The 23,138-nt window shown below is 65.0% G+C and carries 22 protein-coding genes; 7 read left to right on the top strand and 15 right to left on the bottom strand.

Features of this window, described 5'->3' with window-relative positions:
• Nucleotides 1-89 precede the first annotated feature (89 nt).
• From phnC to ACTJKQ_RS02270, 4 genes are read left to right on the top strand one after another with little or no spacing between them, the layout of a single operon-like run.
• Entirely contained in the window at nt 90-893 is an 804-nt protein-coding gene (phnC, locus tag ACTJKQ_RS02285) for a phosphonate ABC transporter ATP-binding protein (protein WP_440595868.1), read from the top strand.
• 45 nt (nt 894-938) lie between these two features.
• On the top strand, nt 939-1,886 hold the full coding sequence (phnD, locus tag ACTJKQ_RS02280; RefSeq protein WP_440595867.1) for a phosphonate ABC transporter substrate-binding protein: 948 nt from the start codon (nt 939-941) through the stop codon (nt 1,884-1,886).
• A 34-nt stretch (nt 1,887-1,920) separates the two neighbouring features.
• The gene (gene phnE, locus ACTJKQ_RS02275) at nt 1,921-2,727 is read left to right on the top strand and encodes a phosphonate ABC transporter, permease protein PhnE (protein ID WP_440595866.1); all 807 of its coding nucleotides are present in this window, start codon (nt 1,921-1,923) and stop codon (nt 2,725-2,727) included.
• A 13-nt stretch (nt 2,728-2,740) separates the two neighbouring features.
• Nucleotides 2,741-3,325: a phosphonate degradation HD-domain oxygenase gene (locus ACTJKQ_RS02270; protein ID WP_440595865.1), complete on the top strand. Its 585-nt coding sequence runs from the start codon at nt 2,741-2,743 to the stop codon at nt 3,323-3,325.
• Between the two features lie 36 nt (nt 3,326-3,361).
• On the opposite strand, the gene ACTJKQ_RS02265 is transcribed toward ACTJKQ_RS02270, so the two are convergent.
• The gene (locus ACTJKQ_RS02265) at nt 3,362-3,823 is read right to left on the bottom strand and encodes an Lrp/AsnC family transcriptional regulator (protein WP_056059735.1); all 462 of its coding nucleotides are present in this window, start codon (nt 3,821-3,823) and stop codon (nt 3,362-3,364) included.
• A 97-nt stretch (nt 3,824-3,920) separates the two neighbouring features.
• Between ACTJKQ_RS02265 and ACTJKQ_RS02260 the strand changes: the two genes are divergently transcribed.
• Complete coding sequence (locus ACTJKQ_RS02260; RefSeq protein ID WP_440595864.1) at nt 3,921-4,889, top strand: EamA family transporter; 969 nt, start codon at nt 3,921-3,923, stop codon at nt 4,887-4,889.
• Here the strand turns inward: ACTJKQ_RS02260 and ACTJKQ_RS02255 are convergent.
• From ACTJKQ_RS02255 to ACTJKQ_RS02230, 6 genes are read right to left on the bottom strand one after another with little or no spacing between them, the layout of a single operon-like run.
• Complete coding sequence (locus tag ACTJKQ_RS02255; protein ID WP_440595863.1) at nt 4,792-5,232, bottom strand: RidA family protein; 441 nt, start codon at nt 5,230-5,232, stop codon at nt 4,792-4,794. The two genes, ACTJKQ_RS02260 and ACTJKQ_RS02255, sit on opposite strands and share 98 nt — an antisense overlap.
• Nucleotides 5,233-5,234: 2 nt before the next feature.
• A complete protein-coding gene (locus ACTJKQ_RS02250; RefSeq protein ID WP_440595862.1) occupies nt 5,235-6,902 on the bottom strand; it encodes an AMP-binding protein in 1,668 nt (555 codons plus the stop codon).
• Between the two features lie 4 nt (nt 6,903-6,906).
• A complete protein-coding gene (locus ACTJKQ_RS02245) occupies nt 6,907-8,103 on the bottom strand; it encodes an acyl-CoA dehydrogenase family protein (RefSeq protein ID WP_440595861.1) in 1,197 nt (398 codons plus the stop codon).
• A 4-nt stretch (nt 8,104-8,107) separates the two neighbouring features.
• Entirely contained in the window at nt 8,108-8,962 is an 855-nt protein-coding gene (locus ACTJKQ_RS02240; protein WP_440595860.1) for an enoyl-CoA hydratase family protein, read from the bottom strand.
• Nucleotides 8,959-9,450, bottom strand: a complete 492-nt coding sequence (locus tag ACTJKQ_RS02235; protein WP_121507724.1) for a MarR family winged helix-turn-helix transcriptional regulator — start codon at nt 9,448-9,450, stop codon at nt 8,959-8,961. Before ACTJKQ_RS02235 ends, ACTJKQ_RS02240 begins: the two co-directional genes overlap by 4 nt.
• A gap of 6 nt (nt 9,451-9,456) precedes the next feature.
• Nucleotides 9,457-11,808 (bottom strand): bifunctional salicylyl-CoA 5-hydroxylase/oxidoreductase, encoded by a 2,352-nt coding sequence (locus ACTJKQ_RS02230; protein ID WP_440595859.1) that lies wholly within the window; start codon nt 11,806-11,808, stop codon nt 9,457-9,459.
• 113 nt (nt 11,809-11,921) lie between these two features.
• Between ACTJKQ_RS02230 and ACTJKQ_RS02225 the strand changes: the two genes are divergently transcribed.
• Nucleotides 11,922-13,208, top strand: coding sequence for a class I SAM-dependent methyltransferase (locus ACTJKQ_RS02225; RefSeq protein ID WP_440595858.1), 1,287 nt, complete (start codon nt 11,922-11,924; stop codon nt 13,206-13,208).
• A 9-nt stretch (nt 13,209-13,217) separates the two neighbouring features.
• Nucleotides 13,218-13,532: a DUF1840 domain-containing protein gene (locus ACTJKQ_RS02220; RefSeq protein ID WP_116750262.1), complete on the top strand. Its 315-nt coding sequence runs from the start codon at nt 13,218-13,220 to the stop codon at nt 13,530-13,532.
• Between the two features lie 111 nt (nt 13,533-13,643).
• Here the strand turns inward: ACTJKQ_RS02220 and ACTJKQ_RS02215 are convergent, their stop codons facing one another.
• From ACTJKQ_RS02215 to ACTJKQ_RS02180, 8 genes are all read right to left on the bottom strand, one after another.
• The gene (locus ACTJKQ_RS02215) at nt 13,644-14,726 is read right to left on the bottom strand and encodes a Bug family tripartite tricarboxylate transporter substrate binding protein (protein ID WP_440595857.1); all 1,083 of its coding nucleotides are present in this window, start codon (nt 14,724-14,726) and stop codon (nt 13,644-13,646) included.
• 238 nt (nt 14,727-14,964) lie between these two features.
• Nucleotides 14,965-15,951, bottom strand: coding sequence for a tripartite tricarboxylate transporter substrate-binding protein (locus tag ACTJKQ_RS02210; protein WP_056059714.1), 987 nt, complete (start codon nt 15,949-15,951; stop codon nt 14,965-14,967).
• Nucleotides 15,952-16,307: 356 nt separating this feature from the next.
• Complete coding sequence (locus ACTJKQ_RS02205; protein ID WP_440595856.1) at nt 16,308-17,555, bottom strand: phenylacetate--CoA ligase family protein; 1,248 nt, start codon at nt 17,553-17,555, stop codon at nt 16,308-16,310.
• 223 nt (nt 17,556-17,778) lie between these two features.
• Entirely contained in the window at nt 17,779-18,591 is an 813-nt protein-coding gene (locus tag ACTJKQ_RS02200) for an ABC transporter ATP-binding protein (protein ID WP_056060067.1), read from the bottom strand.
• A gap of 221 nt (nt 18,592-18,812) precedes the next feature.
• Entirely contained in the window at nt 18,813-20,141 is a 1,329-nt protein-coding gene (locus ACTJKQ_RS02195; protein WP_056059709.1) for an ABC transporter substrate-binding protein, read from the bottom strand.
• A 126-nt stretch (nt 20,142-20,267) separates the two neighbouring features.
• Nucleotides 20,268-21,344, bottom strand: coding sequence for a branched-chain amino acid ABC transporter permease (locus tag ACTJKQ_RS02190; protein ID WP_056059708.1), 1,077 nt, complete (start codon nt 21,342-21,344; stop codon nt 20,268-20,270).
• Between the two features lie 28 nt (nt 21,345-21,372).
• Entirely contained in the window at nt 21,373-22,302 is a 930-nt protein-coding gene (locus ACTJKQ_RS02185) for a branched-chain amino acid ABC transporter permease (RefSeq protein WP_056647436.1), read from the bottom strand.
• 15 nt (nt 22,303-22,317) lie between these two features.
• Nucleotides 22,318-23,103, bottom strand: coding sequence for an ABC transporter ATP-binding protein (locus ACTJKQ_RS02180; protein WP_056060064.1), 786 nt, complete (start codon nt 23,101-23,103; stop codon nt 22,318-22,320).
• Nucleotides 23,104-23,138: the final 35 nt, after the last annotated feature.

Below are 23,138 nucleotides of genomic sequence, written 5' to 3'. Positions count from 1 at the left end.
CATCCAAACTTCTCCCAACTGTCAAAGCACTGTCACGCCCGACAACCACACTCCGGTTGTCTAGACGACTTAACCCTCAGGAGGCTGCCATGACTGCCGCACTGCACATCCACCAACTGAACAAGCACTTCGCCAACGGCAAACGCGCCCTGCGCGACATCAACCTCACCGTGCAGCGCGGCGAGATGGTGGCGCTGATTGGTGCCTCGGGCTCGGGCAAGTCCACCCTGCTGCGCCACGTGGCGGGCCTGGTGGTAGCCGATGCGGCCAGCGATTCGCTGATCGAGGTGGATGGTCGCTGCGTGCAGCAGGGCGGGCGCATCCACAGCGACATCCGCAAGGTGCGTTCGCAGGTGGGCTTTGTGTTCCAGCAGTTCAACCTGGTGGACCGCTTGCCGGTGTTGATGAACGTGCTGGTGGGCCTGCTGCACCGCACGCCCTGGTGGCGCGGCTGGCTGCGCATGTTCAAGCCGCAGGAGCGCGCGCTGGCGCTGGAAGCGCTCCACCGCGTGGGCATTGCCGAATGCCATGCACAACGTGCTTCCACCCTGTCCGGCGGGCAGCAGCAGCGCGCGGCCATTGCCCGCACGCTGGTGCAGGGCGCCAAGGTGGTGCTGGCCGACGAGCCCATCGCCTCGCTGGACCCCGAATCCTCGCGCAAGGTCATGGACATCCTGGCCCGCATCAACCGCGAGGACCGCTGCACTGTCATCGTGTCGCTGCACCAGGTAGATGTGGCCATCAAATACTGCCCCCGCGTGGTGGCCTTGCACCACGGTCAGGTGGTGCACGCCGACGAAATTCTGTCGGATGCAGCGGGTGCCCCCACAGCACCCGTGCACGCCCCAACACCCGTCCCACAGTGGGCGCCCGCCATGGTCCAGGCCGCCTGAACGGCCTTTTGTTTCTTTTCAATTCCTTTCTCTGGAGTTTTCAACATGTTCAAGAAACTGTGTGCCGCCCTGACGATCGGGCTGGGTTTGACCACGGGCGCGTGGGCCCAGGACATCAACTTCGGCATGATCTCGACCGAGGCCTCGCAAAACCTCAAGGCAGACTGGCAGCCCCTGCTGGATGACATGGCCAAGCAGACCGGTCTGAAGATCAATGCCTTCTTTGCATCCGACTACGCAGGCCTCATCGAAGCCATGCGCTTCAACAAGATGCAGGTGGCCTGGCTGGGCAACAAGTCGGCCATGGAAGCCGTGGACCGCGCCAACGGCGAAGTCTTTGCGCAGATGGTGAACGCAGACGGCACCCAGGGCTACTACTCGCACCTCATCGTGCACAAGGACAGCCCCCTGGCCACCCTGGATGACGTGCTCAAGAACGGCAAGTCGCTGAGCTTTGGCAACGGCGACCCCAACTCCACCTCGGGCTTCCTGGTGCCCGGCTACTACGCCTTTGCACAGAACAAGATCGACGCGAAGACGCACTTCAAGATCACGCGCAGTGCCAACCACGAGACCAACGCGCTGGCCGTGGCCAACAAGCAGGTGGATGTGGCCACCAACAACAGCGAGAACCTGGAAAAGATCAAGGAGCGCCAGCCCGAGAAGTTCAAGGACATCAAGATCGTCTGGACCTCGCCCCTGATTCCGCTGGACCCGCTGGTGATGCGCAAGGACTTGCCCGAGGCCACCAAGACCAAGATCCGCGACTTCTTCTACAACTACGCCAAGACCGATGCGCGCGAGAAGGAGATCGTGATGAAGATCTCCAAGCTCTCGGGCTTCAAGCCATCAACGAACGCACAGCTCACCCCCATCCGCCAGCTGGACCTGTTCGGCAAGCGCAACAAGATCGAGGCCGACGCGACGCTGGCTGATTCTGACAAGAAGACCCGCCTGGCCGAGATCGACCAGCAGCTGGCGTCGTTGAAGTAATCCGTAGGTTTCTTGTTATGGCCCGGGTGTCTCCATGTCCTCTGCTTTGAATCCCTCGCTGGCCACACTGGCCGGCACCTCGTCGCCCAAGCGCAGCCTGGCCTGGTACCTGTCGTGGGGCATCCTGCTGGTGTTGCTGGCGGCGTCCTGGAAGGGCGCCGACATGCGCCCGTTCGATCTGTGGAACGACTCGGGCAACATGGTCAGCTATGCGGCGGAGTTCTTTCCGCCCAATTTTGCGCAGTGGCGGATCTATGTGCAGGAGATGCTGGTCACGCTGCAGATCGCGCTGTGGGGCACGGCGCTGGCGGTGGTCACCGCCGTGCCGCTGGCACTGCTGGCCTCGTCCAACATCGTGCCCTGGTGGGTCTACCAGCCGGTGCGCCGCGTGCTGGACGCGTGCCGCGCCATCAACGAAATGGTGTTTGCCATGCTGTTTGTGGTGGCCGTGGGCCTGGGGCCTTTTGCGGGTGTCCTGGCCCTGTGGATCCACACCTCGGGCACCCTGGCCAAGCTGTTCTCCGAAGCCGTGGAGGCGATTGACCCGCAGCCCGTGGAAGGCATCCGCTCCACCGGTGCGAGCGCACTGCACGAAATCATCTATGGCGTGATCCCGCAGGTCATGCCGCTGTGGATCTCGTACACGCTGTACCGCTTTGAAGCCAACGTGCGTTCGGCTTCGGTGGTGGGCATGGTGGGCGCCGGGGGCATTGGGGTGGTGCTGTGGGAAATCATCCGGGGCTTCCAGTACGCCGAGACCTGCGCGGTCATGCTCATCATCGTGGTCACGGTGAGTGTTATCGACCTGGTGTCGGCCCGCATCCGCAAGGCACTGGTCTGACAAGGAGCACACCGTGGCATTGACCCTTGAAGACATCACCCACCTGCTTGCCACGCGGGGCGTGAACCAGTACGGCCGCGAGGCGGTCAGCCAGCTGGAGCATGCGCTGCAGTGTGCACAGTGGGCCGAAAAATCGGGTGAAACCCCGGCCACCGTCGTCGCGGCCCTGCTGCACGACCTGGGCCACCTGCTGGCGCCGGGGGGCGACACGGCCGAGCAGGACGACCTGCACCAGTACATGGCCATCCCGTTCTTGCGGGGCCTACTGCCCGACGCGGTGCTGGAGCCCATCCGCCTGCATGTGGATGCCAAGCGCTACCTGTGCACCATGGAGCCGGGGTACTGGGAGACACTGTCGCCCGCATCGCAGCACAGCCTGGTGCTGCAGGGCGGGCCCTTCACGCCCAAAGAGGCGATGCAGTTTGCGGCCCAGCCCTTCGCGCAGGAGGCCATCCGCCTGCGCCGCTATGACGACCATGCCAAGGTGCCGGGGCTGGTCACGCCCCCGCTGGGCTACTACATGGCGCTGGGGCAGCGGCTGGCGCCAGTTCCGGCGGCTATTGCCGCTGCGGCTGAACTCGCCCCGGTGGCAGCGTAAACAGCCGCGCGACCAAGCCGAGGCAGCCCCCGCGCGTCAACCTCCCTTGTCGCCATTCACCCAGCCCAGGTCCAGCGGCCGGTCCTCGAATTCGGTGTTCAGGACCACGGTGCTCGTGGTGCGCGCCACGCCGGGAATCGCCTTGATCTGGTAAAGCACGTCCTCCAGCCCGCGCGCGTGCGTGGTGCGGATCTTGGCCAGGAAGTCGTGCTCGCCAGCCACGCTGTGCAACTCCTCCACCTGGGGGATACCGCGCAGGCGCGGCGCAATGTCGCGGCAGTGCGCGCCGCCATCGTTGCGGATCGCCACAAACGCGGTGAAGTTCAGCCCCACGCGTTCCGGGTCCACGCTGATCGAAAACCGGCGAATCACGCCCTTGTCCAGAAGCTTCTTCACGCGCTCGTGCACGGCGGCGGTGGACAGTCCCACTTCGGCCCCCACATCGGCATAGGAACGTCGGCCATCGGCGCCTAGCGCCGAAATAATTCTGGCGTCCATGTCATCTGTCTGAATATTTGCTTGCATAGCCGCTCGATTTTGGTAAAAATTCCGAAAACCTCGCGGTTTCCATAAATTATTCGGTCAGGTGAAGAATATGCCGGCAATTTTCAATGCGCAAGCCCATGCACAGCGCAAAGGGGCGGTGGCCATGGCACTGCTCCTGGTCTACATCGTCTGGGGCACTACCTATTTCGCCATTGGTATTGCGCTGCAGAGCATGCCGCCGCTGCTGATGAATGCGATCCGCTTTCTGTGTGCAGGGGGGGTGATGCTGCTGATTGCGTTGTGGCAAGGCCATGCATTGCCCACGTGGGTGCAATGGCGCAACTCGGCGGTGGTGGGCGGCTGCATGGTGTTTCTGGCCATGAACCTGATGGGCTTTGCACAAAAGCTGGGCATTGGCTCGGGCCTGATGGCCACGGTGGTCACCACCATGCCGATGTGGCTGGCGCTGTGGTCGCGCTGGGGCGGCGAGCGCGTGCCGTTCACCAGCTGGATCGGCCTGGCGCTGGGCGTGGTGGGTGCGCTGCTGCTGGCGCTGGAGGGCGACTTTTCAGCCACCTGGCTCGGTGCGCTGCTGGCCTTTGGTGCGCCGCTGTGCTGGAGCGTGGGCTCGTATGCATCGCGCAAGCTGTCGCTACCTGCGCCCGCCATGGCATCGGCCGCGCAATGGTTTGCGGGGGGCGCCATGGGGCTGGTGGTGGCGTTGTGGTTTGAGCCGTTGAGCGCCCTGGGCCAGGTCACTGCCAAGTCGTGGGCAGCGTGGGTCTACCTGCTGGTATTTGGCACTTTGGTAGCGCTCAATGCGTACCTGTGGCTGCTGCAGAACACGTCGGCCGCGCTGGCGGGCAGCTATTCGTTTGTGAACCCTGCGGTGGCTTTGCTGGTGGGCGTGGCGCTGGGGGGCGAGCTGCTCACGGGCTGGGTGTTTGCCGCGCTGCCGTTGATTGGGGCGGCGCTGGCGTTCATTCTGTATGGGCAAGCGCTGCAGCGGTGGCTGGAAAAGCTCGGTCCGGGATTACAGCGGTTGCTTCAATCTCGATCTTCGCGCGCTCTTCCATGAGCCCCGCCACCTGCACGCAGGCCATGGCCGGAAAGTTCTTGCCCAGCACCTCGCGGTAGACCGCGCCCAGCTCCTTCAGGCGGCTGTTGTATTCGTTGCGGTCGGTCACGTACCAGGTCAGCCTCACCAGATGCTCGGGGCCTGCGCCCCCAGCCTCCAGCACCGCCCGCACATTCAACAGCGTCTGCCTCGTCTGGTCGATGAAATCGTCGCTCTCAAACTGTTGCTGCGCGTTCCAGCCGATCTGGCCGCCGGTGAAGACCATGGTGCCGCGCGCGGCCACGCCGTTGGCGTAGCCCTTGGGGGTGACCCAGCCTTCGGGCTGCAAAAGGGTGTTTTTCATCGTCATGTTGTTTTTGTGGAAGTGGGCGATGTGGCGGAGGGTGATGCGGCCGCACCCTGGCGCAGCTTGAAACGCTGCAGCTTGCCGGTTTCGGTGCGTGGCAGGGCCGTGACGAACTCCACCACGCGTGGGTATTTGAACGGGGCGATGGTGGCCTTCACGTGGTCCTGCAGGGTCTTGACCATGGCGGCGTCGCCGGTGTGGCCGGTCTTGAGCACGCAGATGGCCTTGACCACCATGCCGCGCTCTTCGTCGGGCACGCCGATCACCCCGCACTCGGCCACGGCCGGGTGGCGCAGCAGGGCGTCTTCCACCTCGGGGCCGCCCACGTTGTAGCCGGCGGTGATGATCATGTCATCGTCGCGCGCCTGGTAGAAGAAGTAGCCGTCCGCGTCTTGCGTGAACGCATCGCCGGGGTAGTTCCAGCCATCCTTCACGTACTTGGCCTGGCGCGGGTCGTCGAGGTACTTGCAGCCCGTGGGGCCGATCACCGCGAGCTTGCCCACGGTGCCGCGTGGCAGCTCATTGCCATCGTCGTCCACCACCTTGGCGATGTAGCCGGGCACCACCTTGCCGATGGCGCCGCGCCGGCTCTCACCGCCGGGCGAGGAAATGAAGATGTGGAACATCTCCGTGGCGCCGATACCGTCCGTCATGTCCAGACCGGTCGCCTCCTTCCACAGCTGGCGCGTCGCGTCGGGCAGGCCTTCGCCCGCGCTCACGCTGGTGCGCAGCTGGGGCAGGCCGATCTGCTTGGCAAAGGGTGCCATCTGCCGGTAGGAGGTGGGGGCGGTGTAGCAGATGGTCACGCCCGCATCGCGCATCAGCCGCACCATGGTTTCGGGCGTATAGGGCTGGTCCGGAAAGTACACGCTGGCCCCGGCCCACATCGGAAACACCAGCAAGCCGCCCAGGCCAAAGGTGAACGCCAGGGGCGGCGAGCCCGCCACGATGTCATCGGGCGTGGCCTTGAGTACATGGCGCGGCCAGGCCTCGCAGCCTGCCAGCACATCGCGGTGCGTGTGCACGGCCGCCTTGGGGGAACCTGTGGTGCCCGAGGTGAACGCCATCAGCGCGATGTCGTCCGCCGACGTGGGGCAGGGCGGCGTGGTGCCGGGCTTGCCCTGCGCGCGCTGCAGCAGGTCGGCTGCATCCGGCGCTGTGTGGAAGGGCAAGATGGTGGCGAGCACGGGGTGCTGCGTCTGCGCGGCCCGCAGCTCGGCCAGCAGGCGGCCGTCGCACAGTGCCAGCGTGGGCTGGGCACGGTCGATGATGCTGCCCAGCTCCACCGCGCGCAGCAGCGGCATGGTGGCCACCGCCACCAGCCCCGCGTAGACGGTACCCAGCCAGGCCAGCGCCATCTCCACCGTGTTGCCTCCGCGCAGCAGCACGCGGTTGCCGGGCACGAGGCCGTGGTCCTGCGTCAGTACCTCGGCAATGCGCGCGACCTCGGTGCGGGCGTCGCGGTAGGTATACGTGCGGTGCGGGCCGCGCAACAGGGGGCGGTCGATGTGGCCCGCACGTTCGGCCTGGTCGAACAGCGCCTGCACCAGGTTGGCCTGTTGGGCGATCTGCAGTTCGGGCAGGTCGTAGCGCAGTGTGGGCCAGGCCTCGGGTGCAGGCAGGCGGTCGTGCACGAAATGGTCGGGCTGGGCGGAGGGGGCTTTCATGCGATTACTCCTGCAAAACGGCCTTACCGATGATGAGCTGCTGCACTTCGGTGGCGCCTTCGTAAATGCGCAGCGAGCGGATGTCGCGGTACAGCGATTCGACCTTGCTGCCCACTTCCACGCCGCGCCCGCCGTGCAGCTGCAGCGCCATGTCGATGACGCGCTGGGCGTTTTCAGTGGCGGTCATCTTGGCCATCGCCGCTTCGGCAGTCACGCGCGCCTGGCCCGTGTCGCGCAGCCAGGCCGCGCGGTAGGTGAGCAGCGCGGCGCTGTCCACCAGCGCGGCCATCTCGCCGATCTTGGCTTGGGTGAGCTGGAAGTCCGCCAGCGTCTGGCCGAACATGCGGCGTTGGCGGGCGTGGTGCACGGCCTCGGCCAGTGCGCGGCGCGCCATGCCCAGTGCGGCGGCGGCCACCGATGCGCGGAAGATGTCCAGCGTGCGCATGGCCAGCTTGAAGCCGCCGTTCTCGTCGCCCAGCAGCGCGGTGGCGGGCACGTTGCAGTTGGTGAACTGCAGCGTGGCCAGCGGGTGGGGAGCCATCACATGGATATGGCGCGAGGCGTCCAGGCCCGGCGTGTTCGCATCGACGATGAAGGCGCTGATGCCGCGCGTGCCGCCGCTCGGGTCGGTCTTGGCGAACACGCAGTAGAAGTCGGCGATGCCGCCGTTGCTGATCCAGGTTTTGGTGCCGTTCAAGCAAAAAGTGCCTGTAGCGCTAGTCGAATCTGTGCTGGCAGCTATGGTTTGCATAGCGCCCACATCTGACCCCGCCTCGGGCTCGCTCAGCGCGAACGCAGCGATTAGTTCGCCACGCGCCACGCCTTGCAGGTAGTGCGCCTGCTGCGCGGGGCTGCCCGCCAGCGTGATCGCACCGCTGCCCAGTCCTTGCATCGCAAACGCAAAGTCCGCCAGCGGTGAGTGGTAGGCTAGGGTCTCGCGCAGCAGCACCAGCGCGCGCGAGTCCAGTGCGGGCAGCGCGCCGCCGTGCTCGGCCGGCACACAGTAGCGCAGCCAGCCGCCCGCGCCCAGGCGCTGCACCCAGTCGCGGCAGGCGGCGCGGTCGTCGGTTTCATCGACCTGCTGTGCGGCAGCCCAGGGCACCAGGCCCTCGGCCAGCGCGCGGTGGGCGTCGTCGAAGAAGGGCAGGGCCAGGTGCGCCGTGGAGGGCGGGCGGGGGGCCGGGGGCGTTGCAACGTGCATGGGCTCAATCTCCCTGGAACACGGGCTTTTGCTTGGCGGCAAACGCCTCGTACGCACGCCGGAAGTCTTCGGTCTGCATGCAGATAGCCTGCGCCTGCGCCTCGGCCTCGATGGCCTGCTCGATGGTCATGCTCCACTCCTGGCTCAGCATGGTCTTGGTCATGCCGTGGGCGAAGGTGGGACCATCGGCCAGCGCGCGCGCGGTGGCCTGCACGTTGGCCAGCAGGTCAGCGCTCTCATACAGATCGTTGAAGAAGCCCCAGGCGAGACCCTCGTGCGCTGTCATCGCGCGGCCGGTGAACAGCAGCTCGCTGGCGCGGCCCTGGCCGATCATGCGCGGCAGCAGTGCGCAGGCGCCCATGTCGGCGCCGGCCAGGCCCACGCGGGTAAACAAGAACGCGGTCTTGGTGGCCTCGGTGCCGTAGCGCATGTCGCAGGCCAGCGCCATCATCGCGCCCGCACCGGCACAGATGCCGTCGATGGCGCCCAGCACGGGCTGCGGGCAGGCGCGCATGGCTTTGACCAGGTCGCCCGTCATGCGCGTGAACTCCAGCAGTTCGGGCATGGTCATGGTGGTGAGCGGGCCGATGATCTCGTGCACGTCGCCGCCCGAGCAGAAGTTGCCGCCCGCACCCGTGACAACGATGGTTTTCACATCGGTGGCAAAGCGCAGCGCGTAGAAGAAGTCGCGCAGCTCGGCATAGCTCTGGAAGGTGAGAGGGTTCTTGCGGTCCGGGCGGTTGAGCGTGACGGTGCCCACACCATCGGCAAAGGTCCAGGCAAAGTGCTCGGCCACATAGCTGGCTTGCGGGTTGAACTGCTCGCGCATGGGGTTGCTCGCCCCGATGAAGTGTTTCATTCGGCTGTCTCCAGAGAATTGTTTTGTGTGTGTTCTTTCACCTTGCCCAGCAGGCGGTACAAGGTGCTGATGTCGCGCTCGCCCAACGAGGCGAAGGCTTCGACGATCCATTGCTCGTGCTGGCGTGCCATGGTGTTGAACTGCTCGCGGCCTTGCGGCGTGAGGCGCACGAGGTACGCGCGGCGGTCACCTTCCACGTCCATGCGCTCCACCAGGCCTTCGGCCACGAGCTGGTCGGTGATGCCGGTGATGTTGCCGCTCGTCACCATCATGCGGCGCGAGAGTTCTTTCATCTTCATGCCATCGGGCGCGCGCTCCAGCTGCGCCATCAGGTCAAAGCGCGGCAAGGTGGTGTCGAACTGCGCGCGCAGATGGCTGCGCACCTGTTTTTCGATGAGCTGGGTGCAGGTAAGCAGGCGCAGCCACAGGCGCAGGGCTTCGGGATGTTCGCTGGGGGCGGCGCCGTGCAGGCGGGCTTCGAGGTCCATGGTGGCTTACTCGATGGCTGCGGGTTTGCTGGATTCCTGCGCCGGGGCGGTCAGCGCGGCCATCTGCTTTTGCTTGGCGATCTCGCGCAGCATCTGGTCGCGGCCGCTGTGATACTGCACCGGCCAGTCGGTGTGCGCTGCGGCCACGAGGCTCAGCTGCGCGGCAGCGTGCAGTGTCCAGGCCGGGTCGGCCAGGTGGGGGCGGGCAATGGCACACAGGTCGGCGCGGCCGGCCGCGATGATGCTGTTCGCGTGGTCGGCCTCGGTGATCGCGCCCACCGCCATGGTGGCAATGCCCACTTCGTTGCGGATGCGGTCGGCAAACGGCGTCTGGTACATGCGGCCGTAGACGGGGCGCGAGTCGCGCGTGGTCTGGCCGGAGGACACGTCGATCAGGTCTGCGCCTGCCGCCTTGAACAAGCGCGCAATGGCGATGGCGTCGTCGGCAGTATTTCCGTCAGGGAGCCAGTCGTGGGCCGAGATACGCACGCTCAGCGGCTTGTCGGCCGGCCACACGGCGCGCAGCGCGGTCAGCACCTCCAGCGGGTAGCGGCAGCGGTTCTCCAGGCTGCCGCCGTATGCATCGGTACGCTGGTTGGTGGCGGGGCTCAAAAAGCTGGCCAGCAGGTAGCCGTGTGCGCAGTGCAGCTCCAGCCAGTCAAAGCCGCAGGCCATGGCCCGGCGGGCGCTGTCCACAAAAGCGGCGGTCACGCGGTCCATGTCGGCGCGGGTCATGGCGGCAGGTGTCTGGTTTTGCGCGCCGTAGGCGACGGGGCTAGCGGCCAGCAGGGGCCAGTTGCCCGCCTCTAGCGGCTCGTCCGTGCCCTCCCAGCCCACGCGGGTGGAGCCCTTGGGGCCGCTGTGGCCGAGCTGCAGGCCGATCTTGGCCGTGCTGCTGCCGTGCACAAAGTTGACGACGCGCGCAAAGGCGGCTTGTTGTGCGTCGTTCCACAGACCGGGGCAGGCGGGGGTGATGCGGCCCTCGGGCGTGGGGCTGGTCATCTCCACCATCACCAGCGCCGCGCCGCCGAGGGCGCGCGCGCCCAGGTGCACCAGGTGAAAGTCCTGCGGCACGCCCTCGACTGCGCTGTAGGTGGCCATGGGCGAGACGACGATGCGGTTCTTGAGCGTGAGGCCCTTCAAAGTGAACGGCGTGAGCATGGGCGGAATCGCGGCCTTGCCACCCGCGAGCCAGGCCTCATAGCCCTCCAGCCACGCGGCATCGCGCAGCCGCAGGTTCTCGTGGCTGATGCGCTGGCTGCGCGTGAGCAGCGAGTAGGTGAACTGCTCCACGGGCATGCCGGCGTAGCGCGCCACGTTTTCAAACCACTCGGTGCTGTTGCGCGCGGCGTTCTGGATCTTGAGCACCTCCACGCTGCGGCGCGCTTCATAGTGCTGCAGCACTTCGTCGATGGGCAGGCCGGTGGCGAACTCATTGGCGAGGTCGATGGCGTCTTCCAGTGCGAGCTTGGTGCCGCTGCCAATCGAGAAATGCGCCGTGTGCGCTGCGTCGCCCATCAGCACGATGGGCACACGCTTGCCGCCAACGGTCTCGCGGTGCACCCAGGTGTTGCAGATCACACGCGGAAAGCGGATCCAGTTGGCCGAACCGCGCAGGTGCGTGGCGTTGCTGATGAGCGCGTTGCCGTCCAGGTATTGGGCAAACAGCTTTTCGCAGAATGCAATGGCCTCGGGCTGCTCCATCTGGTCCAGGCCGTGGGCCTTCCACACGGCCTCGGGCGTTTCGACGATGAAGGTGGAGGTGTCGGCGTCAAACTGGTAGGCGTGTGCCTGGAACCAGCCATGCTCGGTCTGTTCGAAAGCAAACGTAAAAGCGTCGAACTTTTTCTTGGTGCCCAGCCATACGAAGCGGCACTGGCGCAGATCGATGTCTGGCTGGTAGGTGGCTGCGTAGCGGGTGCGGATGCGGCTGTTGAGGCCGTCGCTGGCAATGACCAGGTCGGCGTTGTACTGTGCGGCCAGCGCCTGGTCGTCAGCCACGTCGGTTTCGAACACCAGCTCCACGCCCACCGCCAGGCACCGGTCCTGCAGGATGTTGAGCAGGCGCTTGCGGCCAATGCCGCAGAAGCCGTGGCCGGTGGAGCGCACGCTGCGCCCCTTGAAGAACACCTCGATATCGTCCCAGTGGTTGAACGCGTCGCCGATCAGGGCTGCCGTGGGCGCGTCGGCCGCCTGCAGGTTGGCCAGCGTCTGGTCCGACAGCACCACCCCCCAGCCGAAGGTGTCGAACGGCCGGTTGCGTTCGACCACCGTGACGCGGTGCGCGGGGTTTTGCTGCTTCATGAGCAGGGCGAAGTAGAGACCGGCGGGCCCACCGCCAATGCAGAGGATGTTCATGCCAAAATAGTTTAGGCTTAAACAAAACGCTGTCAATGGGGCCTTCCCGGCGAAACCCCTGATGCCATTGCGGGGTGTTGACGCAGTGCAGCAAATTTTTCAAGATGCGCTGCATGAAGCACTTGCTGCACACCTTGGAGGGGCGGCTGGCGGCCTTGCCGGTGCCGATGGCAGTCCAGTTGCCTGCGGGCCAGCGACTGGGCGCGTCCGAGCCCGCCGTCACCTTGCGCTTTCGCGACCGCATGGCCCTGGTGGCGCTGGCCACGGGCGAGATCGGCAATGTGGGGGCTGCCATCGTCGAGGGGCGCGTGGCGCTGGAAGGCGGCATGCGCGACCTGATGGCCGCCGCCGCGGGCCTGTTGACCCGCGACCCGGCCCGCGACCAGCACCACGGCTGGTGGCAGCGGGTGCTGGCACGCGCGCGGTCGATGGCGGTGCACACGCTGGCGCATGACGCGCGGCATGTGCAGTTCCATTACGACCTGTCGGACGACTTCTACGCGCTGTGGCTGGACCCGCGCCGCGTGTATTCGTGTGCGTACTACCGGTCCCCAGACCTGACGCTGGCCCAGGCGCAGGAGGCCAAGCTCGACCACACTTGCCGCAAGCTGCAGCTGCAACCGGGGGATCGGTTTCTGGACATTGGCGCGGGCTGGGGCGGCCTGCTGCTGTGGGCGGCTGAGCACTACGGCGTGGATGCCACGGGCATCACGCTGTCGCGCAACCAGCATGCGCATGTGCAGCGGCGCATTGAAGAGCGTGGGCTGCAGGGGCGCGTGCGCATGCAATTGGTGGATTACCGCGAGCTACAGGTGGAGCAGCCCTTCGACAAGATCGCCTCGGTGGGCATGTTCGAGCATGTGGGCCGCGCACAGATGCTGCGTTACTTTGAAACCGTGGCCCGCCTGCTGCGCCCGGGCGGGCTGGTGCTGAACCACGGCATCACGGCCGGGGGCGCAGACAACGCGCAGCTGGGCGCAGGCATGGGTGACTTTATCGAGCAGTACATCTTCCCCGGCGGCGAGCTGTTGCATGTGAGCGCGGTGTTGCACGACATGGCGCGCGCGGGCCTGGAGATGGTGGACACCGAGAACCTGCGCCCGCACTATGCGCGCACGCTGTGGGCGTGGTCCGACGGGCTCGAAGCCCGATTGCCTGCAGCCCGTGAGGTGCTGGTCGCACAAGGAGGGGAGGAGCAGGGTGATAAGGTCTTGCGTGCGTACCGCCTGTACCTTGCGGGCAGCGCCCTGGGTTTTGAACGTGGCTGGATGGCGCTGCACCAGATGCTGGCCATCAAGCCGGATGGCGACACGGCCAGAGGCCTTTTGTCCGGCGCACAATCGAGCTATCCGTTCACCCGCGACTACATGTATGCGGACCCTGGCAATCTCTTCCGATAGGCCTTGACCATGCTCTACAAATTCAAATCCCGCGCCACCGCCGACCTGATCATGCTCGAACCCCAGGGGCGCCAGATCGTGACCATCATCGGCAAGACACCCGGCGCCAGCGGCATCGTGACCGCTGCCCAGATCCCCGGCGCCATTGCCGCGCTGGAGGCGGCCGTGATCGCCGACGAAGCGCAGCCCGAAGCGCAGGAAAACGATGAGGCTGCGGTTGAAGAAATCAACGAGGCCGTGCGCCTGCGCCAGCGTGCTGCGCCGTTCATCGAGATGCTCAAGCGCAGTGCTGCGGCGGATGTGGATGTGGTGTGGGGTGTGTGACCTGATCGCGAGTGCGTCTGCCGCTCACCAGCGTTGTCAGGCCTGGCTGCGTGCGGTCCCCAGGCGTCGCAGCCCATGCTCGCGCCACGGCTGATGCGGTGGCGCCAACCATCAATCCACCTTGGCCCCCGACGTCTTCACCACCTGCGCCCACTTCTTGTGCTCGTTGTCGATGTGCTTGGCAAATTCGGCCGGGGTGTTGCCGCCGGGGATGGCGCCTTGTGCCAGCAGCCGCTCCTTCATGGCGGGCGTGGCCAGTGACTTGGCGACTTCCTGCTGAATGCGGTTGACGATGTCGGCGGGTGTGCCCGCCGGGGCCAGCAGACCGAACCAGGAACTGGCTTCGTAGCCCTTGAGTGTGGGGCCGCCCGCCTGCTCCACGGTGGGCACATCGGGCAGGGCGCCCGAGCGCTCGGAGCTGGTCACGGCCAGCGCGGTGAGCTTGCCGGCCTTGATCTGCGCCATGGACGAGGGCAGGTTGTCGAACATCACGTCCGCATTGCCCGCCACCATGTCCATGAGCGCCGGGCCTGAGCCACGGTAGGGCAGGTGCAGCATGAAGGTGCCGGTCATGCTTTTGAACAGCTCGCCGGCCAGATGGATCGACGTGCCGTTGCCGCTGGAGGCCATGTTCATCTTGCCGGGGTTGGCCTTGGCCACCCGGATGAAATCCTGCACGTTGTGAATGCCCTGGGCCTTGGCCTTGTCGGCATTCATCACCATCACATTGGGAACAGCCGCCACCATGGTGATGGGCACAAAGTCCTTGATGGGGTCGTACGGCAGCTTCGCGTACAGCGCACGGTTGATGCCGTGGGTGCCCACGGTGCCCATCAACAGCGTGTAGCCGTCGCCGGGCGACTTGGCGACGATCTCCGCGCCCACATTGCCGCCGGCGCCGGCACGGTTGTCCACGATGAACTGCTGGCCGAAGGCCTTGGACAGCTCGGGCGCCATGGCGCGGGCCAGGATGTCGGTCGTGCCACCGGGCGCAAAGGGCACGACGATGCGCACCGGCTTGGTGGGCCATGCCCCCTGGGCGCGCGCCATGGTGGGCAGCAGCGCCGCCGCGCAGGCCAGTGCCAGCGCACTGGCGCCCAGGGTCAGCGCCTGTCGACGTCGCGCACGAAGTGGGTGCACGGCGACTGTCGCGCCGGATGGGCGAGTGGGTGCGTGGAGGGGAGTGCGTGCCATGGAGATCGATCCTTGATGTCGGGGGGAGGAGAAAGGTCTGCCCTGGTTCTACGCGCGTTGGCGCAGTGGAGGCAGATGGATAACCCCAATCCTGTCGGCGCAGGGCATCTGCCAGGCGCTATATCTTGCGCATGGTGCGATCAATAACCCACCACGCACCCATGAAAAAAGCCGCAACGCGGCGGCTTTTTTGGGGGCTGACAGGGCTGCGTTCAGAGCCCTGCCGGGTGCGGGAGCATCAGTCCGCGTAGGTGCCAGCGGCCTTGATGACGGCGCCCCACTTGTCGATCTCAGCCGCCACAAACTTCTTGTGTTCCGGGCCATCGATGCGCTTGTCGGTGATGACCACGGCGCCCAGGGCCTCCTGCTTCTTGATGAACTCCGGGTCCTTCAGTGCGACCTTGAGGGCTTCGTTGATCTTCTTCTGCACATCGGCTGGAGTGCCCTTGGGGGCGTACAGGCCGTGCCAGATGCTCACGTTGAAGTCCTTCAGACCGGATTCGGCCAGGGTGGGCAGGTCCTTGAGCGCGGGCGTGGTCAGGCGCTTGGCGGTGGTCACGGCATAGGCCTTGACCTTCTTGCCTTCGATCTGGCTGGTGGTGTTGGTGGTCTGGTCGCATAGCAGGTCAATCTGGCCGCCAATCAGGTCGGTGATGGCAGGGGCCGTGCCCTTGTAAGGCACATCCGTCATGTCCGTCTGCAGGGCGGACTTGAACATCAGTCCGCACAGGTGCGAGGCCGCGCCCAGGCCCGCGTTGCCCAGGTTGATCTTGCCCTTGTTCTGCTGGATCCAGGCCGTCAACTCCTTGAAGTTGTTGGCGGGCATGGTGGGGCGAGCGATCAGCGTCATGGGCACTTCGTTGACCATGCCCAGGTATTCAAAGTCGTTGGGTACGCTGAACGACAGCTTGCGGTACAGCGCAGGCATGGTGGACATGCCGATGTGGTTGAGCAGCAGCGTGTAGCCATCGGGTGTGGCGCGGGCTACACGGGCGGCACCGATCGAGCTGCCTGCGCCGGCGGTGTTGTCCACCACAACGGTCGCGCCCAAAGGCTTGCGCAGCGCCTCGGCCAGGTCGCGCGCCACACGGTCGGTGGGGCCACCCGCCGCAAAGGGCACCACCAGGGTGACTGTCTTGTCCTTGGCGGGGAAATCCTGCGCATGGGCGCCAAAGGCGGCCACTGCAGCGGCAGCGACGAGGGCGAGTTTCAGCGTTGTTTTCATGGGTGCTCCTGTAAATGACGGGCCATGATAGCGAGGGGTATTTCCGGCAACATTGCGGATAGTACGTAGCACACAAGCCATATGGTCTTTAAGCCAAAGAGGCCTGTAGCGCAGATATTTATTGACTTAAATGCTATTCAAAAGATAGCATTTGTAAGGGTAAACACTGCGGTACCCCGGCGCGCAAAGTGGACATGTTTTGCGCTGTCGCAAGGGCTGGCGCGATGTCCTGGCCATTGATGTGCATGCACATCTTTTGGGCGCCAGCATGCGTTGCCGGCGCTGCCAGCACCGGCTCACGCAGCGCTCCTGCGGCCCCTGCGGCCCCTGCGAGAACGTCAGCGGGCTCTCAGGGGCTACTTGTAGCTGCGCGCGTCTTCGATGACCTTGCCATCGTTGGGCAGTGTGCCCGGGGGCACCATCTGCACCTCGCCGCGCAGCTTGGTCACTTCGCGGATGGCGTCGCTGAGCTGGTGGGCCAGGCCCTCGGCGGTTTCGGTGGTCTCCACCTGCAGCACCATCTGGTCGTTGGCCATCTCGCCGCTGACCACGAGCCGGGCACGCTGCACCTGTGGAAAGCGCCGCGCGATGGTGGCGATCTGGCCGGGGTGCACGAACATTCCGCGCACCTTGGTGGTCTGGTCAGCCCGGCCCATCCAGCCCTTGATGCGGGTGTTGGTGCGGCCGGTGGGGCACTGGCCCGGCAGCACCGCCGACAGGTCGCCAGTACCAAAGCGGATCAGCGGGTAGTCAGGGTTGAGCGTGGTGATGACCAGCTCGCCCACCTCACCCTCGGGCACGGGGTCGCCCGTGCCGGGACGCACGATCTCGACGATCACGCCTTCATCCAGCACCAGGCCTTCGCGGGCCGAGGTTTCATACGCAATCAGGCCCAGGTCGGCGGTGGCATAGCACTGGTAGCCCGCGATGCCACGCTCGGCAAACCAGTCGCGCAGCGAGGGCGGAAAGGCCTCGCCCGACACCAGGGCCTTGGTGACGGTGGGCAGCGCCACGCCCATCTCTGCAGCCTTCTCGACGATGATTTTCAGAAAACTGGGCGTGCCGATGTAGCCCGCAGGCTTCAGCTCGGCCATGGCCTGCACCTGCTGCTCGGTCTGGCCCGTGCCACCGGGGAAGACGGTGCAGCCCAGCGCGTGGGCGCCGGTCTCCATCATCGAACCCGCAGGCACAAAGTGGTAGCTGAAGCTGTTGTGGATCAGCTCGCCGCTGCGAAAGCCCGCTGCGTGGATCGCGCGCGCCATGCGCCAGTAGTCACGCCGTGTGCCCTCGGGCTCGTAGATGGTGCCGGGGCTGGCGAACACGCGGGTCATGCCGGGCCCGAAGTTCAGCGCGCTGAAGCCACCAAACACATTGGCCGCGCGGCCCGCCTGCTGCCGCTCCAGCAGCTCGTATTTGCGCGTGACGGGTAATTGCGCCAGCGCGTCGCGGCTGGTGACAGTCGAAGCATCCACGCCCGCCAGGATGCTGGCAAAGGCGGGTGACGCCTTCTGGGCATGGGCGATCTGCTGCGGCAGCGCCGCCATCAAGGCCGCTTCGCGCTCGGCGGGGCTGCGCGTTTCCAGGGCGTCATAGAACGTGCTCATGCCTGGGTTTCCTTGTGAGGTTGTTTGAGTGAAATATGCCTCTAGCGCTTTTCCATCAAGCGTAAGTAGCTATAAAAACAGGAGTTGTTGAAACTGGGTTCGAGAAGGGTGTTGCCTTGAAAACTGGCGCGCCCGAGGCCAGCGCCACCGCGCAAGGGCCGCCCCGCCGCGCTGGTGGCGTCCCCCTGAGGGGGAAGGCGCTGAAGGCGACACAGGGGGCATGTCAGGCCAACCAGCGCTTGCGCCGCTTGTAGCTTTTGACATCCTTGAAACTCTTGCGCTCGCCGCCGCCCACGCCCAGGTAGAACTCCTTGACGTCCTCGTTGTTGGCCAGGTCGCTCGCGGCGCCGTCCATCACCACGCGGCCGCTTTCCATGATGTAGCCGTAGTCCGAATACTTGAGGGCCATGTTGGTGTTCTGCTCGGCCAGCAGGAAGGTGACCTTCTCCTTGGTGTTCAGATCCTTCACGATGTTGAACACCTCCTCCACGATCTGTGGGGCCAGGCCCATGGAGGGCTCGTCCAGCAGCACCATGCTGGGGTTGGCCATGAGCGCGCGGCCGATGGCGCACATCTGCTGCTCGCCACCCGAGGTGTAGGCCGCCTGCGAGGTGCGGCGCGTCTTGAGGCGCGGAAAGTAGTTGTAGACCTTTTCCAGGTTGGCCGCGATTTCGGCCTTGCTGGTGCGGGTGTAGGAGCCTGTCATCAGGTTCTCTTCGATCGTCAGGTGGGCAAAGCAATGCCGCCCCTCCATCACCTGCACCACGCCACGCTGCACCAGGTCGGCGGGCGACAGGTTCTCGATGCGCTCGCCACGCAGCTCGATGGAGCCCTTGGTGACCGCGCCGCGCTCCCCCTGCAGCAGGTTGGAGATGGCCCGCAGTGTGGTGGTCTTGCCTGCGCCATTGCCGCCCAGAATGGCCACGATGGAGCCCTCGCGCACCTGCAGGGAGACGCCCTTGAGCACCAGGATCACGTGGTTGTAGATGACCTCGATGCCGTTGACGTTGAGAACGATATTGCTGTTGGAGTCCATGGTCTTGCCTTCCTGTACCAATCCAAAGGGTTGTTGCACAACCCTTTGGATTGGCGGCTGCCAAAGAGGCAACCGCTGTTCATTGGCCCTTGAAACGGTCGCTGCCCAGGCCAGTGCCACCGCGCAAGGGCCGCCCCGCCGCGCTGGCGGCGTCCCCCTTCCCGCAGCGCGCAGCGCTAAGAGAGAAGGGGGAAGCGGCAAAGCCGCTCAGGGGGATGTGCTTAGCTCTGGCAATCCGCCGCATCCCGGCGCGTCATCTTCTTGTCGGCCAGGTACTTGTCCGCACCGGCCTTGACCATGGGCTTGAGGATCTGCTCATCGGCCTGGTACCAGTCGGACGAGAAGTTCCACTTGCTGCCATCCCAGGTGTGCACGCGCGCCCAGGTGGAGCCCATGTGGTCGGCGCAGCTGGTGGACAGCGGACGCATCACGCCGCCAAAGCCCAGCGCGTCCAGCTTCTTCTGGTCCAGGGCCAGGTTTTCCATGCCCCAGCGCACTTGTTCGCCAGTCATGACCTTGCCCTTGCCAAAACGCTCCTGCGCGCGGCGCACCGATTCAACGGCCAGCATCTGGATGATCACGCCACGGGTGTACAACACCGAGCCCACTTCGTCCTTGGGTCCCGTGCCCTGGCCCTTGTCGTGCACGTTCTTCAGGATGTCCTGGATCACCTTGGGCTGCTGGCCCGAGGTGTTCAGGGCCAGCGCGTTGTAGCCCTTGGCGCCTTCGCCCACGTCACGCACATCGGGCTCGGCACCAGCCCACCACACGCCATACATCTTGTCGCGGGGGTAGCCAGTGGCCTGGGCTTCCTTCAGGGCGGTGGAGTTCATCACGCCCCAGCCCCACAGCAGCACGTAGTCGGGGCGGCTCTGGCGCACTTGCAGCCAGGTGGCCTTCTGCTCCACGCCAGGGGCTGTCACAGGCAGCATCTGCAGCTCAAAGCCGTGCATCTTGGCGCGCTCTTGCAGCAGCGGGATAGGCTCCTTGCCGAACGGGCTGTCGTGGTACACCAGCGCAATCTTCTTGCCCTTGAGCTTGTCCAGACCGCCGTTGGCCTTGCCAATGTGCTGGATCAGGATGTCGGCGCCGGTCCAGTAGCTGCCCATGAATGGGAAGTTCCACTTGAACGCCTGGCCGTCCTGCGCCACCGACAGGCCGTAGCCCAGTGTCATCAGCGGAATCTTGTCCACGGGGGCTTTTTCGGTCAGCGCAAACGTGATGCCGGTGGCCTGGGGGTCGAACAGCGACACGCCGGGGCGGCTCTTGAGGCGCTCATAGCATTCCACGCCACGGTCCGTGGCGTAGCCCGTTTCACATTCTTCAAAAGTCAGCTTCACACCATTGATGCCGCCATCGCGGGCATTGATCATCTTGATGTAATCCTGCTTGCCGTTGGCCCATGGCACGCCGTTGGGCGCGTAGGGGCCTGTGCGGTACGACAGCAGCGGGAAGAACTGCTCCTTGGCTTGTGCGAAAGCGCTCGTCGCGATGGACGATGCACCGGCAGCAACCACCGCAGCGGCGATCACGATTTTCGAAAGCTTCATGGATGTCTCCTTTGGATGAATGTGTTGAAGCACGGGAAAAAACAGGACAGATAGACAGTTAACGCGGCAATGCGACAGGCACGTATCGGGACTTGCGAGTAAGGGGTTTCCTGCAGTGCCGTCCGGTCAATGGGGGAAGGGCCACAGGCGCAGCTTCTGCTTGGCGGTGGACCACAACTTGGCCAGGCCGTGGGGCTCGACGATGAGGAACCACACGATCAGCGCACCGAAGATCATCAGCTCGGCATGCGAGACGCCCGCCGTGGACACCTCGATGCCAAAGAGCCCCATGAAGGCCGGCAGGAACTGGTTGAGCACGATGGGCAGCACCACGATGAAGGCCGCACCAAAGAAGCCACCCATGATCGAGCCCAGCCCGCCGATGATCACCATGAACAGCAGGCGGAACGATATTTCCACCGAGAAGGCTGCCGGCTCCCACGCGCCCAGGTGCACAAAGGCCCACAGTGCGCCGGCCATGCCCACGATGAACGAGCTGACCGCAAACGCGCTGAGCTTGGCGTACATGGGGCGGATGCCGATCACGGCCGCGGCCACGTCCATGTCGCGAATCGCCATCCACTCGCGGCCAATGGCGCCACGCACCAGGTTCTTGGCCAGCAGGGCCACGATGACCAGCAACGCCAGGCAGAAAAGGTATTTGCTGGTGGCGCTTTCAATGGGCATGCCCAGCACCTGCAGGTTGTTGACCGACACCGACCCCGAGTCGGAGTTGTTGGTGAACCACTTGATGCGCAGGAACATCCAGTCGCTGAAGAACTGCGCCGCCAGCGTCGCCACGGCCAGGTATAGCCCCTTGACGCGCAGGCTGGGCAGCCCGAACAGGATGCCGAAGAACGTGGCGCACAGGCCGCCCAGGATCAGTGCAGGGATCAGCGGCATGCCTGGAAAGCGCACGAAGAAGTTGTAGGCGCCGTAGGCTCCCACGGCCATGAAGGCGCCCGAGCCCAGCGAGATCTGCCCGCAGTAGCCCACCAGGATGTTCACCCCCAGGGCCGCCAGCGCCATGATGACAAAGGGGATCAGGATGGCGCGGAAGATGTAGTCGCTGGCCAGCATGGGCACGGCGATGAAGGCAATGGCCAGGATGATGCCGATGGCAATGCGATCCTGCGCGATCGGAAAGATCTGCTGATCGGCGCGGTAGCTCGTCTTGAACTGGCCGTTTTCGCGGTAGAGCATGGAAGTCTCCTGTTCTTGTTGTTATGGGTTACACGCGGTCAATGATCTTCTCCCCGAACAGACCTTGAGGCCTGAACAGAAGGAACACCAGCGCCAGCACATACGCAAACCAGATCTCGATGCCGCCGCCCACGAAGGGGCCCAGGTACACCTCGGAGAGCTTCTCGCCCACGCCGATGATCAGCCCGCCGATGATGGCGCCGGGCACCGAAGTGAGGCCGCCCAGGATCACCACGGGCAGCGCACGCAGCGCCACCGTGGTCAATGAGAACTGCACACCCAGCTTGCTGCCCCAGATCATCCCGGCCACCAGGGCCACGACACCGGCCACGCACCACACGATCACCCAGATGCGGTTGAGCGGAATGCCGATGGACTGGGCGGCCTGGTGGTCGTCGGCCACGGCGCGCAGCGCGCGGCCGGTGGAAGTCTTCTGGAAGAACACCGACAGCAGGGCCACCAGCGCGGCGGCAATGGCGGCGGCAATCACGTCTTCCTTGTTGATCAGGATGCCGCCCTGGAACATGGACTCCAGCGCAAAGATCGGCTCCTTGGGCATGCCCACATCGATCTTGTAGATGTCGCTGCCGAACAGCGTCTGGCCCAGGCCTTCCATGAAGTAGGTGATGCCCAGCGTGGCCATGAGCAGCGTGGCGCCCTCCTGGTTCACGAGGTGGCGCAGCACCAGTTTTTCAATCAGCCAGGCCACCACAAACATGATGGCGCCTGCGATCACAAAGGCCGCCAGGTTGGCCACGATGGGGCTGCTGATGCCCGTCCACTTGGGGATCCACTCGGCAAAACGGGCCATGGCCAGCGCTGCGAACAGCACCATGGCGCCCTGCGCAAAGTTGAACACGCCCGAGGCCTTGTAGATCAGCACAAAGCCCAGCGCCACCAGCGAATACAGCATGCCGGCCATCAGGCCGCCGATCAGTGTTTCAAGAAAGAATGCCATGTTGTCTTCTCCTGATCAGTGCGAGGTGCCGAGATAGGCACTGATCACGTCTTCGTTGCTGCGCACTTCGTCGGGGCTGCCGTCGCCGATCTTCTTGCCGTAGTCCAGCACCACCACGCGGTCGCTGATGTCCATCACCACGCCCATGTCGTGTTCGATCAGCACGATGGTGGTGCCGAACTCGTCGTTCACGTCCAGGATGAAGCGGCACATGTCCTGCTTTTCTTCCACGTTCATGCCGGCCATGGGCTCGTCCAGCAGCAGCACCTGCGGCTCCATGGCCAGGGCGCGGCCCAGGTCCACGCGCTTTTGCAGGCCGTAGGGCAGCTGGCCCACGGGTGTCTTGCGGTAGGCCTGGATTTCCAGGAAGTCAATGATGTGCTCGACGTATTCGCGGTGGCGGATTTCCTCGCGCTCGGCCGGGCCGATGCGCAGCGCCTGCATCAGCAGGTTGCTTTTGATTTTGAGGTTGCGGCCGGTCATGATGTTGTCGATCACGCTCATGCCCTTGAACAGCGCCAGGTTCTGGAACGTGCGCGCCACGCCCATCTCGGCCACCTGGCGCGAGTTCATGTGGTCAAACGTCTTGCCCCGGAAGGTGATGGAGCCCTCGGACGGCGTGTACACGCCGTTGATGCAGTTGAGCATGGAGCTTTTGCCTGCGCCGTTGGGGCCGATGATGGCGCGGATCTCATGCTCCTTGACGTTAAAGGAGATGTCGGTGAGCGCCTTCACGCCGCCAAACCGGAGGCTGATGTTCTTGACGTCGAGGATGACGTCGCCGATCTTTTTAGTGGTCATGGTGGGGGGCTTCTCCAGCGGGTAGAGCGCGGGCT

It is taken from the genome of Acidovorax sp. 22279 (genome assembly GCF_052045435.1).
GTDB lineage: Bacteria > Pseudomonadota > Gammaproteobacteria > Burkholderiales > Burkholderiaceae_C > Acidovorax > Acidovorax delafieldii.
This window is presented reverse-complemented; position numbering and strand designations above follow the sequence as displayed.